The following is a 14556-nucleotide window of genomic DNA, read 5'->3' as shown; positions in this document are numbered from 1 at the left end:
GTCAGGCCGTCAGCAGCGCGTTGACGCGCCTCACGTAAGCCGCGGGGTCTTCGAGGTGGCCGCCTTCGGCGAGCACCGCCTGGTCGAAGAGGATGTTCGCCAGCTCATCGAAATGCGAGCTGCCTTCGAGACGCTTGACCAGCGCGTGCTCGGCATTCACCTCAAGCGTGGGTTGCGACTTGGGCGCTGTCTGCCCCGCCTGCTTCAGCATGCGGGCCAGATGACCGCTGATATCACCTTCATCCACCACCAGGCACGCCGGTGAGTCCACCAGGCGCGTCGTCACGCGCACATCCTTCGCGCGGTCCTTCAGCGCTTCCTTCAGGCGATCAAGCACCGGCTTGAAGGCAGTGGCCATCTCTTCGGCCTGCTTCTTCTCGGCTTCGTCTTGCAGCTTGCCGAGGTCGACAGATCCCTTGGCCACGCTCTGCAAGGTCCTGCCTTCGAACTCGAACACATGGCTGAGCATCCACTCGTCCACGCGATCGACGAGCAGCAGCACCTCGATGCCCTTCTTGCGGAAAATCTCCAGCTGCGGGCTGCTCTTGGCCGCAGCCAGCGTGTCGGCGGTCACGTAGTAGATAACCTCTTGCCCTTCCTTCATGCGGCTCGCGTAGTCGGCGAACGACACGCCTTCGTCCGCATGGGTCGATGCGAAGCGGAACAGCTTTACCAGCCGCTCCTGGTTGGCGTGGTCCTCGCCCACACCTTCCTTCAGCACCGAACCAAAGTCTTTCCAAAACGCAGCGTACTTGTTGCGTTCGGCTTCGTCTTCGCTGTTGGCCAATGACTCGAGCATGCCCAGTACGCGCTTGGTCGAACCTTCGCGAATCGCCTTCACGTCGCGGCTCTCCTGCAGCAGCTCGCGGCTCACGTTCAGCGGCAGATCGGCACTGTCGATCACGCCCTTCACGAAGCGCAGGTACACCGGCATGAGCGCCTCGGCGTCGTCCATGATGAAGACGCGCTTTACGTACAGCTTCACGCCGCCGCGCTTGTCGCGGTTCCACAGGTCGAACGGCGCCTTCGCCGGCACGTAGAGCAACTGGGTGTATTCGCTGCGCCCTTCCACACGGTTGTGCGTGTAGGCGAGCGGCGCATCGCTGTCGTAGCTGATCTGCTTGTAGAACTCCTCGTACTGCTCGGGCGTGATCTCGCTTTTGCTGCGCGCCCACAAAGCCGCTGCCTTGTTGACCGGCGCCCACTCGTCCTTGACCACCTGCTCGGTCTTCTCGGGGTCCCACTCTTCTTTCTGCATCAGGATGGGCAGCGAGATGTGGTCGGAGTATTTGCTGATGATGGAGCGCAGCTTCCACGACGTGAGGAACTCTTCTTCGCCGTCGCGCAGGTGCAGGATGATGTCGGTCCCGCGCGTCGGCTTGGTGATGGTTTCGACCTCGAAATCGCCGCTGCCATCGCTGCTCCAGCGCACGCCCTCTTCGGCCGGCTGACCGGCGCGGCGCGACTCCACGGTGATGTGGTCGGCCACGATGAAGCCGCTGTAGAAGCCCACGCCGAACTGGCCGATGAGCTGCGCGTCCTTCTTCTGCTCACCCTCGAGCTTGCTCATGAATTCACGCGTGCCGCTCTTGGCAATGGTGCCCAGGTTGGCCACTGCTTCTTCTGCCGACAAGCCGATGCCGTTGTCGCGGATGGTGATGGTCTTGGCCGCCTTGTCGAAGCCGACGCGCACCTCGAGATTCGGCGCGTCTTCGTACAGCGCAGCATTGTTCAAGGCTTCGAAGCGAAGCTTGTCGCAGGCGTCCGACGCATTGGAGACCAGCTCCCGCAGGAAGATCTCTTTGTTGGAGTACAGCGAGTGCGTGACGAGGTGAAGGATCTGCTTGACTTCAGCCTGGAAGGAGAGAGTTTGCTTGTTCATGTCGGTATTTTTTGCGATGCGGAAAACAGGTCGATTCTCAACGGCGAGCATTTTGGGCAAGCCTGCCGCGTTTTCAAGACCCCACGCGCAATGCGCTAGTGGAGCTTGATGCGGGGCCGGTAGGTGCGGTCGAGCAGCTCGGACAGGGTGATGAGCAGCATCCTGCGCATGCCGCCCAGTGCGAACTGGTGCTGCTTGTGCAGCGCCCAGTACATCAGCTGCGCCAGCCGCCCTTCGATGAACAGGCTGCCCCGCGTCAGACTGCCCATCAGGCTGCCGACGGATGAGTATTCCGACAGCGATACCAGCGACCCCTGGTCCCTGAAGACGAACGGAACCACCGGTTCCACCTTCATCAACTTGGGCAACGCGCGTACCAAGTACATCGCCTGCTGATAGGCGGCCTGTGCCCGTGGCGGCACCCAGGTGCCGTCAGGTTGCTGGCACGCTGCGCAGTCGCCGAAGGCAAAGATGCACGGGTCGCGTGTCGATTGCAGATTGCCGTTGACCATCAGTTGATTCAACCGATTGGTTTCGAGCGGTTGTTCGCCGCCGATGCCGTTCAGGAAATCGGGCGCCTTCACGCCTGCGGCCCAGACCGTGAGCGTCGAGCTGATCACCTTGCCGCTGGCCATCTTCAGGCCCTTGGCAGTCACCTCGACCACTTTCTCGTTGGTGTGGACTTCGATCGCCAGCTTGCGCAGCTCGCGCACCGCCGCTTCGCTCAGGCGCTCGGGCAGCTGCGACAGCAGCCGTGGCGCCGCTTCGACCAGCACAATCTGCAGGTCTTTCTCGGGGTGGATGTGGTCGAGCCCAAAGTTGGCCAACATGCGCGCCGCGGCATGCAGTTCAGCCGCAAGCTCCACACCGGTTGCCCCGCCCCCGACGATGGCCACCGTGAGCCGCCCGCTGCCTGCCACACGCGGCACGCTCTGCGCGCGGATGCAGGCATTGATCAAGCGGTCGTTGAAGCGCTTGGCTGCCTGCGGGCTGTCGAGCTTGATGGTGTGCTGGGCCGCACCCAAAGTTCCAAAATCGTTGGTCTGGCTGCCGACCGCGATCACCAGCGTGTCGTAGCTCACTTGCTGATCGGGCGTGATCTCGATGCCGCTCTCGTCGTAGCTGGCGGCCAGCTGCACCGTCTTGTTGACGCGGTCGATGCCCACCAGGTTGCCGAGGCGAAACTTGAAGTCGTTCCAGCGCGCCTGCGCCAGGAACTCGAGCTCTTCGGCGTGGGTGTCGTAGCTGCCAGCGGCGAGCTGGTGTAGCAGCGGCTTCCAGACATGCGTGCGGGCTGCGTCGACCAGCGTCACCTCGGCCAACTTCTTGCGGCCGAGGCGCTTACCCAGTTGCGTAGCAAGCGCCAGACCACCCGCCCCACCACCCACGATCACGATGCGATGCATCCGACTTCCTCCCTTGCCGTCTGTTGGTCTATCCGGGCGTTGCCATGTGCTGCGAAGCACGTTGCATCTTATCTGCCACCCTTCAGTCGACGGTCTGCCGATAGCGCAACATCGCCACCGAGCCGGCCACCAACATGAAGAGCGCGATGGGCCAGAGATGTGGAGCAATCTCCGCCAAGCCATTTCCCTTGAGCATGATGCCGCGGACGATGCGCAGAAAGTGCGTCAGCGGCAGCGCTTCGCCAATGGCCTGCGCCCACGCCGGCATCCCGCGAAACGGGAACATGAAGCCCGTCAACAGCATCGACGGCAGGAAGAAGAAAAACGTCAGCTGCATCGCCTGCAGCTGGTTGCGCGCAATGGTCGAGAAGGTGAAACCCACGGCCAGGTTGGCCGCGATGAAGAGCACCAGCACCGCCGACAGCAGCAAGAGGCTACCCACCATCGGCACGTCGAACAACAGGCGCGCGGCGATCAAGATCACTGTCACCTGCACATAGCCGATCAGGATGTAGGGCACGATCTTGCCCAGCATCACCTCGAAGGGCTTGGCCGGCGTGGCAAGCAGGTTCTCCATCGTGCCGCGCTCGCGTTCGCGTGTCATCGCAAGCGAGGTCATCATCACCATCGTCATCGTGAGGATCACGCCGATCAGGCCCGGGATCACGTTGTAGCTGGTCAGGCCCTCGGGGTTGTAGCGCCGCTGCACGCGCAGCTCGAACGGTGAATCAGACGCGCGCAACGCAGCCAGCGGCCCAGTCAACTCACGCCCGATGCTGCGCTGGCCGATGCTGCCGAGCGCCGCGATCGCATTGCCGGTGGCTGCCGGGTCGGTGGCATCGGCCGCCAGCAGCATGGCGGGGTGTTCACCGCGCTGCAGCTTGCGAGAAAAGTCAGACGGCACGACCAACGCGAACTGCACCTGCCCACGCGCGAGCAACTCGTCGGCCTGCTGCACGCTGGCAGGCCGGTGGGTTACGCGAAAGTAGTCGGAGTTCTCGAGGCCGGCGACGAAGCTGCGCGAGAACTCGCTCTGGTCCATCACCACCACGGCCAGCGGCAGGTGCTTGGGGTCCCCATTGATCGCAAAGCCGAACAGGATCAGCTGCACGATGGGCACGGCCACCATCATCCCGAAGGTGAGCCGGTCGCGCCGCACCTGTCGCAGCTCCTTGATCAAGATCGCGAGGAAGCGCACCCAGCTCATGCCGAGGCCTTCGCTGCGAAATTGTCTTGCGCGTCCCGCATAAGCGCGATGAACACATCTTCGAGGCTGGGCTCGATGGTTTCGATCTTCAGCCCGCGGTCTTTCAACGATGCCGTGGCGCGCTCGAGGGACTCGCTGCTGTCGGCGCTGACGTGCAGCGTCGCGCCAAACGGCGCCACCGTCTTGATGCCCGGTGCGTCGCGCAGTTCATGACCGACCTCGACCAGGTTGGCGCCAGCGATGGACCACGTCGTCAGGTTCGCCCCGGCGATCACCTCGGCCACCGTGCCGCGCGTCAGCAGCTTGCCGTACGAGATGTAGGCCAGCTCGTGGCAGCGCTCGGCTTCGTCCATGTAGTGCGTGGACACGAGCACCGTCAAACCAGCGGCAGCCAGGTCGTGGATCTGGTCCCAGAAGTCGCGGCGCGCGGCAGGGTCGACGCCGGCGGTCGGCTCGTCCAGCAGCAACAGCTTCGGCTCGTGGATCAGACAGGCGGCAAGCGCAAGCCGCTGCTTCCAGCCGCCCGACAGCGAGCCCGCCAGCTGCTTGCGCCGCGTGCCGAGGCCGAGGCGCTCCAGCGTGTCGCTCACCTTGCGCTTGCGATCGGGCACGTCGTACACGCGGGCGATGAAGTCGAGGTTTTCCTCGATGCTAAGGTCTTCGTACAGGCCGAAACGCTGGGTCATGTAGCCGACCTGCCGCTTGATCAGCGCCGCTTCGGTGCGAATGTCGTAGCCCAGGCAGGTGCCCTCGCCTTCGTCGGGCGTGAGCAGCCCGCACAGCATGCGGATGGTCGTTGTCTTGCCGCTGCCGTTGGGGCCGAGAAAGCCGTAAATGCGCCCTTGCGGCACCTGCATGTCGAAATGGTCGACCACGACACGATCGCCGTATCGCTTGGTCAACCCGCGCACGTCGATGACGACGGCATCGCTCACAGGCGAACTTCCAGCGGTTGGCCGGGATGCAGACGGCGTGCGTCTTCGGCACTCGGCCGCGCTTCGACCATGAACACCAGCGCCGCGCGGTTCTCCTTGCTGTAGATGATGGGCGAAGTGAACTCGACCTCGCGCGCGATGAAGCTCACTTTGGCTGCGATGGGCGCCGGGCAGCCATCGCAGTGCAGCTGCACCGTCTGGCCGAGCGCAATCTGGCCCAGCACCGGCTGCGGCACGAAGAACCGCGCCTTCACATTGGCGGGCGGCAGCAGGCTCAGGATCGGGCTGCCCTGTGGCACCCATTCACCTTCGCGGTAAAGCAGGTCGACCACGTCGCCTGCGATGGGGATGCGTTGCGTCTTCTGCTGCACGCGCCACTCGGCCTGCGCGAGCTGCGCCTTGGCAGCGTTGACTTCCTGCTGCGCAGCGGCGATCTCGTTCTGGCGGCTGCCCTGGCTCGCAAGCCGCAGCTGCGCGTTGATTTCGTTCACGCTGGCCTGATCGCGCTCGACCGCCGCGCGTGCCTGGTCGAGCGTGGCCGGTGAGTTGAATTTTTCGGCAACCAACTGGCTCGCACGGGCAAACTCGTTCGTCGACAGCTTCAGCGCCGCCTGCGCCTGCGACAACTGTGCCCGCAAGGCCTGCAACTCTTCAGGCCGGCGGCCGAGCTTCAGGTTGGCCAGCTGAGCCTGTGCCTGCTGCACCCGCGACTCGGCCTCTTGCCGCGCCGAGCGCTCGCTTTCCTGTTCGAGCACGAAAGCGGGGGCAGCGGCCGCGACCGTGTCGCCACGCTGCACCAGCAGCTTCGTCAGCGTGCCGCTGATCGGTGCCGAGAGCCGTACGTTCTCGCCTTCCGCATAGCCAGGGTAGACGTCGGCCGGCGGCTTCGCGCATGCCGTAACGAACAGCGCCATGACGCCAACAAACAGAAGTCTCATGGTGATCTCCCGGCAGAGGGTGCAGACAATCCGCGCAGAGCGAGGTCCACGCGCTGCGCGATGGCGGCGTCGGAGAGCACCATCCCGTCGATGCTTTCCGCGGTGGTCACATCGGTGTGCTGCTGCATCGCGGCACCGAAGAGGATCGGCGCACCGACAGCACCAAACAGGAAGGCGATCGCGTTGAGTGGCGGCAGCGGAACCAGCAGCCCGGCCTGCTGTGCCTGCATCAGCAACCCGCCGATCACGTGCAGGTGTCGAGGCAGGTTGGCGCGCAGAAAGTCGGCGGCGAGTGCTTCACCGGCCATCGCATCGGCGGCGATGCGCAGCACCAGTGTGCGGCGGTCACGCGCGAAGCGGGCCAGCACGCTCACGGCGTCACGCAGGTTGTCGAGTGGTGAACGCTGGGGGTTCACCTTCAGCGTGAGTTCCGAGAACATCTCTTCATAGACGCGCTGCAAGACGGCGCGAATGAAGTTGTCCTTGTTCTTGAAGTGATAGTGAAACATGCCGAGGTTGACTCCGGCGTGTTCGGTGAGCCGGCGCACCGATAGGCCCGCGCAGCCGGTGAGCGGCAGCAGCTCGAGGCCGGCATCGAGCAGCAGTTGATCCACGTTCTGGGAAGGGCGTGCCATGCAATTACTATACGTTTGTATAGTAATTGCGTCAACCACCCAAAAGCTCAAAGAAAAAGCGGGCCGAAGCCCGCTTTAGTCATGAGTGCCGAGGCCCTCAGTTCGAGAAGGCAGCGATCCCGGTTTGCGCGCGGCCAAGGATCAGCGCGTGCACGTCGTGCGTGCCCTCGTAGGTGTTCACCACTTCGAGGTTGACCAGGTGGCGCGCCACGCCGAACTCATCGCTGATGCCATTGCCACCCATCATGTCGCGCGCCAAGCGGGCGATGTCGAGGCTCTTGCCACAGGAGTTGCGCTTCATGATCGAGGTGATCTCGACGGCAGCCGTGCCTTCGTCCTTCATGCGGCCCAGGCGCAGGCAGCCTTGCAAGCCCATGGTGATCTCGGTCTGCATGTCGGCGAGCTTCTTCTGGATGAGCTGGTTGGCCGCGAGCGGGCGGCCGAACTGCTTGCGGTCGAGCACGTACTGGCGAGCGCGGAACCAGCAGTCTTCAGCCGCACCCAACGCGCCCCAGGCAATGCCGTAGCGCGCGCTGTTGAGGCAGGTGAACGGGCCTTTAAGTCCACGCACTTCGGGGAAGGCGTTCTCTTCGGGGCAGAACACGTTGTCCATCACGATCTCGCCAGTGATGGAAGCACGCAGGCCCACCTTGCCGTGCACGGCGGGCGCCGACAAACCCTTGGCGCCTTTGTCGAGCACGAAGCCGCGGATCGCGCCTTCATCGTCCTTGGCCCACACGACGAACACATCGGCGATGGGGCTGTTGCTGATCCACATCTTGGCGCCGGTGAGGCTGTAGCCGCCGGCGACTTTCTTCGCACGCGTGACCATGCTGCTCGGGTCGGAGCCGTGATCCGGCTCGGTCAGGCCGAAGCAGCCGATCCACTGGCCCGAGGCCAGCTTCGGCAGGTACTTCTGCTTGGTGGCCTCGTTACCGAATTCGTTGATCGGCACCATCACCAGCGATGACTGCACGCTCATCATCGAGCGGTAGCCCGAGTCGACACGCTCCACCTCGCGTGCAATCAGGCCGTAGCACACGTAGTTGAGGCCCGACCCGCCATATTGCTCGGGGATGGTCGGCCCCAACAGGCCCAGCTCACCCATCTCACGAAAGATGGAAGGGTCGGTCTTCTCGTGGCGAAAGGCTTCGAGCACGCGCGGTGCGAGCTTACCTTGCGCGTAGGCATTGGCGGCGTCGCGAATCGCGCGCTCGTCGCTCGTGAGCTGCTGGTCGAGCAGCAGCGGATCGTCCCAATGGAAAGCGGCTTTGGTGGAAGACATGGTGGGTCTCTTGGGTCTCGTTGATCAGGCGGCCTGCGGCACGTCGCGCTGGCTCAGCTCGGCGAATCGCTGCAGGTGGGAGTCAGTGTCGCCGAAGCTCAGCTCGAAGGCCATCAGGCGCTTGAAGAAGTGGCTCACATTGAGCTCGTCCGTCATACCCATGCCGCCGTGTAGTTGCACCGCCTGCTGGCTGATGAAGCGGCACGCGTTGCCGATCACCACCTTGGCGGCCGACAGCGTGCGGTGGCGTTGCCCATCGTCGGCAAGCGCGCAGTTCATTGCCGCGAGATAAGCCATGGAGCGTGACTGCTCCAGCTGCAGCAGCATGTCGGCCGTGCGGTGTTGCAAGGCCTGGAAGCGGCCGATCGGCTGGCCGAACTGCTGGCGGGTCTTCAGGTATTCAACGGTCGCGTTGACGGTGGCTTCCATCACGCCCAGCGCTTCGGCGCAGAGGCCGGCCAGGCCGATGTCCAACGCACGCGCGATGGCGGGCAAGGCGGCGCCTGGGGTGCCGAGGCATGCGCTGGCGGGCACGTTGACGTCACGCAGGGCCACTTCAGCGGCGCGCCGTCCGTCGAGTGTCGGGTACGCCCTCAGCTCGAGCCCCGGTGTGTTGCGCGGGACGCGGAAGACGCTGACACCCGTCGCATCGCCGGCCGCGCCTTCGCTGCGCGCCGAGACCAGCAGTTCATCGGCAGCCGACGCAAGAAGCACCACGGCCTTGTGGCCGTTCAGCACATAGCCAGCGCCGCTTTGCCTGGCCGTTGTCTCGACCCAGGCCGCATCGCCGCGTGCAGCGGCTTCGCCATGGGCCAGCACCACGATGCGCTCGCCCGAGGCCATGGCAGGCAGCAGCTCCGCTTGCTGCTCGGAGCTGCCAAAGTCACGCACCAGCGCCGTCGCGATCACCGCGCTTTCGAGCAGCGGCTCGCACAGCATGGCGGGGCCGACCGACTGCATCGCCAGCAGCGTCTCGACCGGCCCATAGCCCAGGCCGCCATGCGCCTCGGGCACGTTCATCGCCAGCACGCCCAGATCGCCCAGGCCCTGCCACACCTCGCGGCTCCAGCCTTCAGGGCTCGCGATGATGCCCTTGCGTCGCTCGAAGCTGTAATCGCCTTGAACGAAGCGGGTGATGGCGTCTTGCAGCTGTTGCTGCTCTTCGCTGAAGCTGAAGTCCATTTACTTTCTCCAAAAGGGCCGAGCGCCGCTCCCGAGGTTCTTTTGCTCCCCTCGGGGGGCGGACTCGGCATGCCGAGTCCTTGGGGCTGTCACAAGCCGAGCAATTGCTGGGAAATGATGTTCTTCTGGATCTCGTTGGAGCCCCCGAAGATCGACAGCTTGCGCATATTGCAGTAGTGCGCGCCGAGCGGCGCGGCATAACTCGGCCCGATGTGATCGCCTTCGTAGTTGGCGGCAATGGCCTCTCGCACGAAGGGCAGCGCATACGGCCCGACCGCCTGCACCAGCAGTTCGGTGATGGCCTGCTGGATCTCGGTGCCCTTGATCTTCAGGATCGATGCCGCCGGGCCTGGCGTCTTCTGGGCCTTCTCTTCGGACAGCACACGCAGGTTGGTCATCTCCAGCGCCAGAAGATCGATCTCGACCTGCGCCACCTTGGCGGAGAACAACGGGTCTTCGAGCAGCGGCCGGCCTCTTTTCTGCTCGGTCGCGGCGATGCGCTTCAGGCGGCCGAGTTCGCGCTTGGCGATGCCGATGCCGGCGATGTTGCTGCGCTCGTGGCCGAGCAAGAACTTCGCGTAAGTCCAGCCCTTGTTCTCTTCGCCGATCAGGTTCTCGGCCGGCACGCGCACGTCCTCGAACCAGACTTCGTTGACCTCGTGCGCGCCATCGAGCGTGATGATCGGCCGCACGGTGATCCCGGGGGTCTTCATGTCGATCAGCAGGAAGCTGATGCCGCGCTGAGCCTTGGCCTGCGGGTCGGTGCGCACCAGGCAGAAGATCCAGTCGGCGTACTGGCCGAGCGTGGTCCATGTCTTCTGGCCGTTGACGATGAAGTGGTCGCCCTGCGCATCCACGCCACGCACCGCGCGGGTCTTGACCGACGCGAGGTCGGAGCCGGCGCCCGGCTCCGAGTAGCCCTGGCACCACCATTTGCGCGCCGAGCTGATGTCGGGCAAGAAGCGCTGCTGCTGTTCGGGCGAGCCGAAGGCCATGATCACCGGCGCCACCATCTTGATGCCGAAGGCAATGAGACGCGGCGCGCCGGCGGCGGCGCACTCTTCTTCGAAGATGTACTGCTCGACGGCATTCCAGCCTGGGCCGCCGAATTCCTTGGCCCAACCGGGGCCGCCCCAGCCGCGCTCATGCAGCGTGCGTTGCCACAGCACGTGGTCTTCTCGCGAGAGGCGCAGGCTGTTCACCACCTTGTGGCGAATGGATTCCGGCAGCTTGGCTTTGACGAAGCTGCGCACCTCTTCGCGGAAGGCTTGTTCTTCAGGTGTAAAGGTCAGGTCCATGGGAATCTCTCGTGGATGGCCGGTTGACGCATCGTTCTGCTATGCAGAACTATGTTCCGCATGAAAAGACGATCCGCGATTGTTCTGCTCGGGCGAGATGCTGTCAACTTGCGGTCTCTACCGAGGAAGTGAGCTCCTCCCGCAGGTGAACAATGGGCAAATGGCATACGCATCGGCGACAAGGTTCGGGAATGTCACGAGCATCCGTTTGCAGATTTATGTTCCACTTTGCGCGCCACCGCAGGGAATGAGGAAGATGGAAACACTGAGCAAGTTCGCCAAGGTTGAGCGCAGCCCGCACGTCAGCAAGCCAGGCCCGAAGACCAAGGAAGACCGCCATTTCGTCACCGCGCTGGCGCGTGGGTTGGACGTGCTCTCGTGCTTCCGTTCAGGCGACAAGGCGCTCGGCAACCAGGAGATCGCGCAGCGCTGCCGCCTGCCCAAATCGACGGTGTCGCGGCTTACCTCCACGCTCACCAAGCTGGGTTACCTGATCCAGGTCGAAGAGAGCGGCAAGTACCGCCTGGGCACGGCCACGCTGTCGCTGGGCAGCGCGATGCTGGCACGGCTCGACGTGCGGCAGATCGCCCGCCCGATGATGCAAGAGCTGGCCGATGCGTCGCGCTCGATGGTCTCGCTGGGCACGCGCGATCGGCTGTCGATGATCTATGTCGAGAACTGCCGCAGTTCTGCAGCACTCACRCTGAGCCTCGACGTGGGTTCACGCATTCCGGTCGCCACCTCGGCCATCGGCCGCGCCTGGCTCGCCGTCATCTCGGAGCGCGAGCGGCAAGACTTCATGGAGCGCATCCAGGAGATCGATGAAGTGGCGTGGCCGGAGATCCGCGATGGTGTCGACCGCGCCGTCAACGACTACAGCACCCTGGGCGTGACCTGCTCCTTCGGAGAGTGGCAGAAAGACGTGAACGGCATCGCGCGCGCCTTCCAGCCCGGCGGCGGCTTGCCACCCATGGCCATCAACTGCGGCGGGCCGTCGTTCAACCTCTCGCGCGAGTACCTGCTCAACGAGGTGCGCCCTCGCCTGATCGACATGGTGACGCGGCTGGAAGCCTCGCTGCTGCGCTAAGGCGCTACCAAGCCCAAGCGCCGCTCAGTGCGACGCCTTGTGCCGCCCGTGCAGGCGGCGTGATTCGAGCGACCAGTGCCGTGGATCGGCATACGCGCTCGCCAGTCCGCGCCGAACACCTTTTTCCAGCTGGGTCGAGCTGATCGGTTTGACCCAGTACTCATAGGCACCCAAACTCATGGCCTTGAGGATGTCCATCGACAGATGGTCGGCAGTCAGCAGGGCGACCTTCAGGCCTTCCGAAATTTCCAGCGTCAGCGCGCGCACCACCTCTAGACCCCCGAGGTCCGGTAGGTGCATGTCCAGCAAGACGAGGTCGGGGTGTTCGGAGCGCACCAAGCGCACGCCTTCGGTCCCGGTGCTCGCCTTGATCAGGCGCACGTTCGGCAAGGTGGCTGCCAACTGCGCTTCGACGAGCAAGGCATTCACCTCCTGGTCTTCGATGTAGAGCACCGTGCCATCGGGATTTCTGTCTAGCGACGTGGCTTCACCGACCATGAATCTGCCCCTCTTGTTGCACCGCATCAAGCATAGGACTCGCAGGCGCAGACACAAGGCAAAGCGATGGTCGAGAAAGGGTTTTCGCGGAGGAAACCTGCGCTTCTGAAGGCTTGTAATTATGAATTATTGACTCTAGAGTCGCGTCAGCCGCTTTGCGGAATCCGCTCCCTTCGAGGCCCTCACACCATGGTCGATGCCACGCCGCTGCGCCCTGCTTCACTGCACGAAGAAGTGGCGACCCGACTGCGGCACATGGTGTTCGAACGGCAGCTGGTGCCCGGCCAATGGATCGACGAACTGGCGCTGGCCAACGAGTGGCAGATCAGCCGCACGCCGCTGCGCGAAGCGCTCAAGGTGCTGGCCTCCGAAGGCCTGATGCAGCTGGTGCCACGCCAGGGTTGCCGCGTCACCGAAATGTCGGAAGACGATGCCGATGAGCTGTTCCCCGTGATGGCCCTGCTCGAAGGCCGCTGCGCCCACGAAGCGGTACGCAAAGCCACACCGGAGGGCATCGCCCGTTTGCGCCACCTGCACGACAACCTCGAGATCCATGCCGCCGCGCACAACATCGACGGCTACTACCGCGCCAACCACGAGTTCCACAGCAGCGTGCAGGCGCTGGCCGCCAACCGCTGGCTCGATCGCACCACCAACGACTTGCGCACCTTCCTGCGCCTGCTGCGTGGTCGGCAGCTCAACCTGCCGGGCCGCGTCGAAGACTCGATCAACGAACACCGTGTGCTGATTGCCGCGATCGAACAGCGCGACGCAGAACGCGCCGAGCGGCTGATGCACGATCACCTGATGGCGCAGCTGAGTGCGCTGAAGGCACTGCGCGCCCACGAAAAACTGACAGGACAACGGCATGCTTGACGGCTTGAAATCTGCAGCCCGCCGCGTTGGCGACGATCGCCAGCTGCGCAGCCTGATGCTCGATTGCAAGCGCCTGCTGTCCGAGCGCGGCGAAGCCAACAGCGTGGCCATTGCACGCCAGCTGGTGGCACGCTTCAGCGCGCTGCCCGACGACCAGCAAGGCGGCTTCTTCAGCCGCCTGTCGCGCGATTTCAGCCCTGATCCGCAAGCCGTGTTGTCGATTGCGCAGGCGTATGCGCAAGACCCATCGGCCGAGAACCTGATTCGCCTGACCCACCTGGCCGAGCCGCCGCGGCAGGAGCTGCTTCGCCGCATCAACCGCACACCGGGCGGCACGGCACAGATCGTCTCGATGCGACGCAAGCTGCTCGCGCGCGTCGGCGTGCAGCCCGAGCTGCGCGCGTTGGAGAGCGACTTCCTGCACCTGCTGTCGTCATGGTTCAACCCCGGCTTTCTGCAGATGCAGAAGGTCGACTGGGGCTCGCCCGCGCAGCTGCTCGAGCAGATCATTCGACACGAAGCCGTGCACGAGATCGACGGCTGGGACGATTTGCGCCGTCGCCTGCAGCCCGACCGCCGCTGCTTCGCGTTCTTCCACCCGCAACTGCCCGACGAGCCCCTGATCTTCGTCGAGGTGGCGCTGTTGCCCGAGATGCCGGCGGCCATCGCACCGCTGATCGACAAGCAGGCCAAACCGCTCACGCCAGACCAGTTCAAGGTGGCCGCGTTCTATTCCATCAGCAACTGCCAGCCGGGGCTGCGCGGCGTCTCGCTCGGCAACTTTTTGATCAAGCGTGTGGCCGAACAACTGCAGCGCGAACTGCCGCAGCTCAAGCGCTTCTGCACCTTGTCGCCCATCCCTGGTTTTGCAAGCTGGCTGCAGAACGACAGCGAACCGCCCACCGGCCTTCGGCGCGGCACCGCGGAGCGCATCACCGAGTCGCGCAAGCAGCTGCTGGCCACCACCGGCGGTGATCTCGGCGCGCTGGCCAACACAAGCTTTCTGCAATCGATGTCCGAGCCCGACCACGAAGCTTTGAGCCGCCTCTGCGCGGTGTATCTGATCCACCATGCCACCACGTCGAAGGGCGATGCCGTCGCGCGTTTCCACCTCGACAATGGCGCCCGCCTGGAGCGCCTCAACCCCATGGGCGACCTGTCACGCAAGGGGCTGAAGCAGTCCTGCGGCATGATGGTCAACTACCTCTACGATCTGCAGAAAATCGAAGCAAGCCACGAACAGTTCGTGAACGGTGAAGTCGCGCATTCGCGCGCAGTCGCCGGGCTGATCTGAACCTCTCCACCCATTCCAACTGCACACAGATTC

13 protein-coding genes are annotated in these 14556 nt (G+C 64.2%); 3 read left to right on the top strand and 10 right to left on the bottom strand.

Going from position 1 to position 14556, the window contains the following annotated elements:
* Position 1: 1 nt before the first annotated feature.
* The 9 genes from htpG to AC1DYS_RS19880 form a co-directional block, all read right to left on the bottom strand.
* Positions 2-1882 carry a molecular chaperone HtpG gene (gene htpG / locus AC1DYS_RS19920; RefSeq protein WP_477902317.1) on the bottom strand — a complete coding sequence of 627 codons (1881 nt, stop codon included), beginning with the start codon at positions 1880-1882 and terminating at the stop codon, positions 2-4.
* 95 nt (positions 1883-1977) lie between these two features.
* On the bottom strand, positions 1978-3288 hold the full coding sequence (locus AC1DYS_RS19915; RefSeq protein ID WP_477902315.1) for an NAD(P)/FAD-dependent oxidoreductase: 1311 nt from the start codon (positions 3286-3288) through the stop codon (positions 1978-1980).
* An 82-nt stretch (positions 3289-3370) separates the two neighbouring features.
* Positions 3371-4495 (bottom strand): ABC transporter permease, encoded by a 1125-nt coding sequence (locus AC1DYS_RS19910; RefSeq protein ID WP_477902313.1) that lies wholly within the window; start codon positions 4493-4495, stop codon positions 3371-3373.
* Positions 4492-5430 (bottom strand): ABC transporter ATP-binding protein, encoded by a 939-nt coding sequence (locus AC1DYS_RS19905; protein ID WP_477902311.1) that lies wholly within the window; start codon positions 5428-5430, stop codon positions 4492-4494. Before AC1DYS_RS19905 ends, AC1DYS_RS19910 begins: the two co-directional genes overlap by 4 nt.
* On the bottom strand, positions 5427-6368 hold the full coding sequence (locus AC1DYS_RS19900) for an HlyD family secretion protein (RefSeq protein ID WP_477902309.1): 942 nt from the start codon (positions 6366-6368) through the stop codon (positions 5427-5429). The genes AC1DYS_RS19905 and AC1DYS_RS19900 overlap by 4 nt, the downstream gene beginning before the upstream one ends.
* A complete protein-coding gene (locus AC1DYS_RS19895; RefSeq protein ID WP_477902307.1) occupies positions 6365-7003 on the bottom strand; it encodes a TetR/AcrR family transcriptional regulator in 639 nt (212 codons plus the stop codon). Before AC1DYS_RS19895 ends, AC1DYS_RS19900 begins: the two co-directional genes overlap by 4 nt.
* Positions 7004-7100: 97 nt before the next feature.
* On the bottom strand, positions 7101-8288 hold the full coding sequence (locus AC1DYS_RS19890) for an acyl-CoA dehydrogenase (RefSeq protein ID WP_477902305.1): 1188 nt from the start codon (positions 8286-8288) through the stop codon (positions 7101-7103).
* A gap of 24 nt (positions 8289-8312) precedes the next feature.
* A complete protein-coding gene (locus AC1DYS_RS19885; RefSeq protein WP_477902303.1) occupies positions 8313-9470 on the bottom strand; it encodes an acyl-CoA dehydrogenase family protein in 1158 nt (385 codons plus the stop codon).
* Positions 9471-9559: 89 nt separating this feature from the next.
* Positions 9560-10768, bottom strand: coding sequence for an acyl-CoA dehydrogenase family protein (locus AC1DYS_RS19880; protein WP_477902301.1), 1209 nt, complete (start codon positions 10766-10768; stop codon positions 9560-9562).
* A gap of 256 nt (positions 10769-11024) precedes the next feature.
* Here AC1DYS_RS19880 and AC1DYS_RS19875 point away from each other — a divergent pair, with 256 nt between their 5' ends.
* Entirely contained in the window at positions 11025-11855 is an 831-nt protein-coding gene (locus AC1DYS_RS19875) for an IclR family transcriptional regulator (protein ID WP_082000884.1), read from the top strand.
* A 24-nt stretch (positions 11856-11879) separates the two neighbouring features.
* Here the strand turns inward: AC1DYS_RS19875 and AC1DYS_RS19870 are convergent, their stop codons facing one another.
* Positions 11880-12353, bottom strand: a complete 474-nt coding sequence (locus tag AC1DYS_RS19870; RefSeq protein WP_052197484.1) for a response regulator — start codon at positions 12351-12353, stop codon at positions 11880-11882.
* Positions 12354-12542: 189 nt separating this feature from the next.
* Here AC1DYS_RS19870 and AC1DYS_RS19865 point away from each other — a divergent pair, with 189 nt between their 5' ends.
* Both AC1DYS_RS19865 and AC1DYS_RS19860 read left to right on the top strand, forming a co-directional pair.
* The gene (locus tag AC1DYS_RS19865) at positions 12543-13229 is read left to right on the top strand and encodes a GntR family transcriptional regulator (protein ID WP_477902298.1); all 687 of its coding nucleotides are present in this window, start codon (positions 12543-12545) and stop codon (positions 13227-13229) included.
* Positions 13222-14523 carry a malonyl-CoA decarboxylase gene (locus AC1DYS_RS19860; protein ID WP_477902296.1) on the top strand — a complete coding sequence of 434 codons (1302 nt, stop codon included), beginning with the start codon at positions 13222-13224 and terminating at the stop codon, positions 14521-14523. Before AC1DYS_RS19865 ends, AC1DYS_RS19860 begins: the two co-directional genes overlap by 8 nt.
* Positions 14524-14556: the final 33 nt, after the last annotated feature.

Source organism: Rhizobacter sp. P2_G4 (genome assembly GCF_056403575.1).
This window is presented reverse-complemented; position numbering and strand designations above follow the sequence as displayed.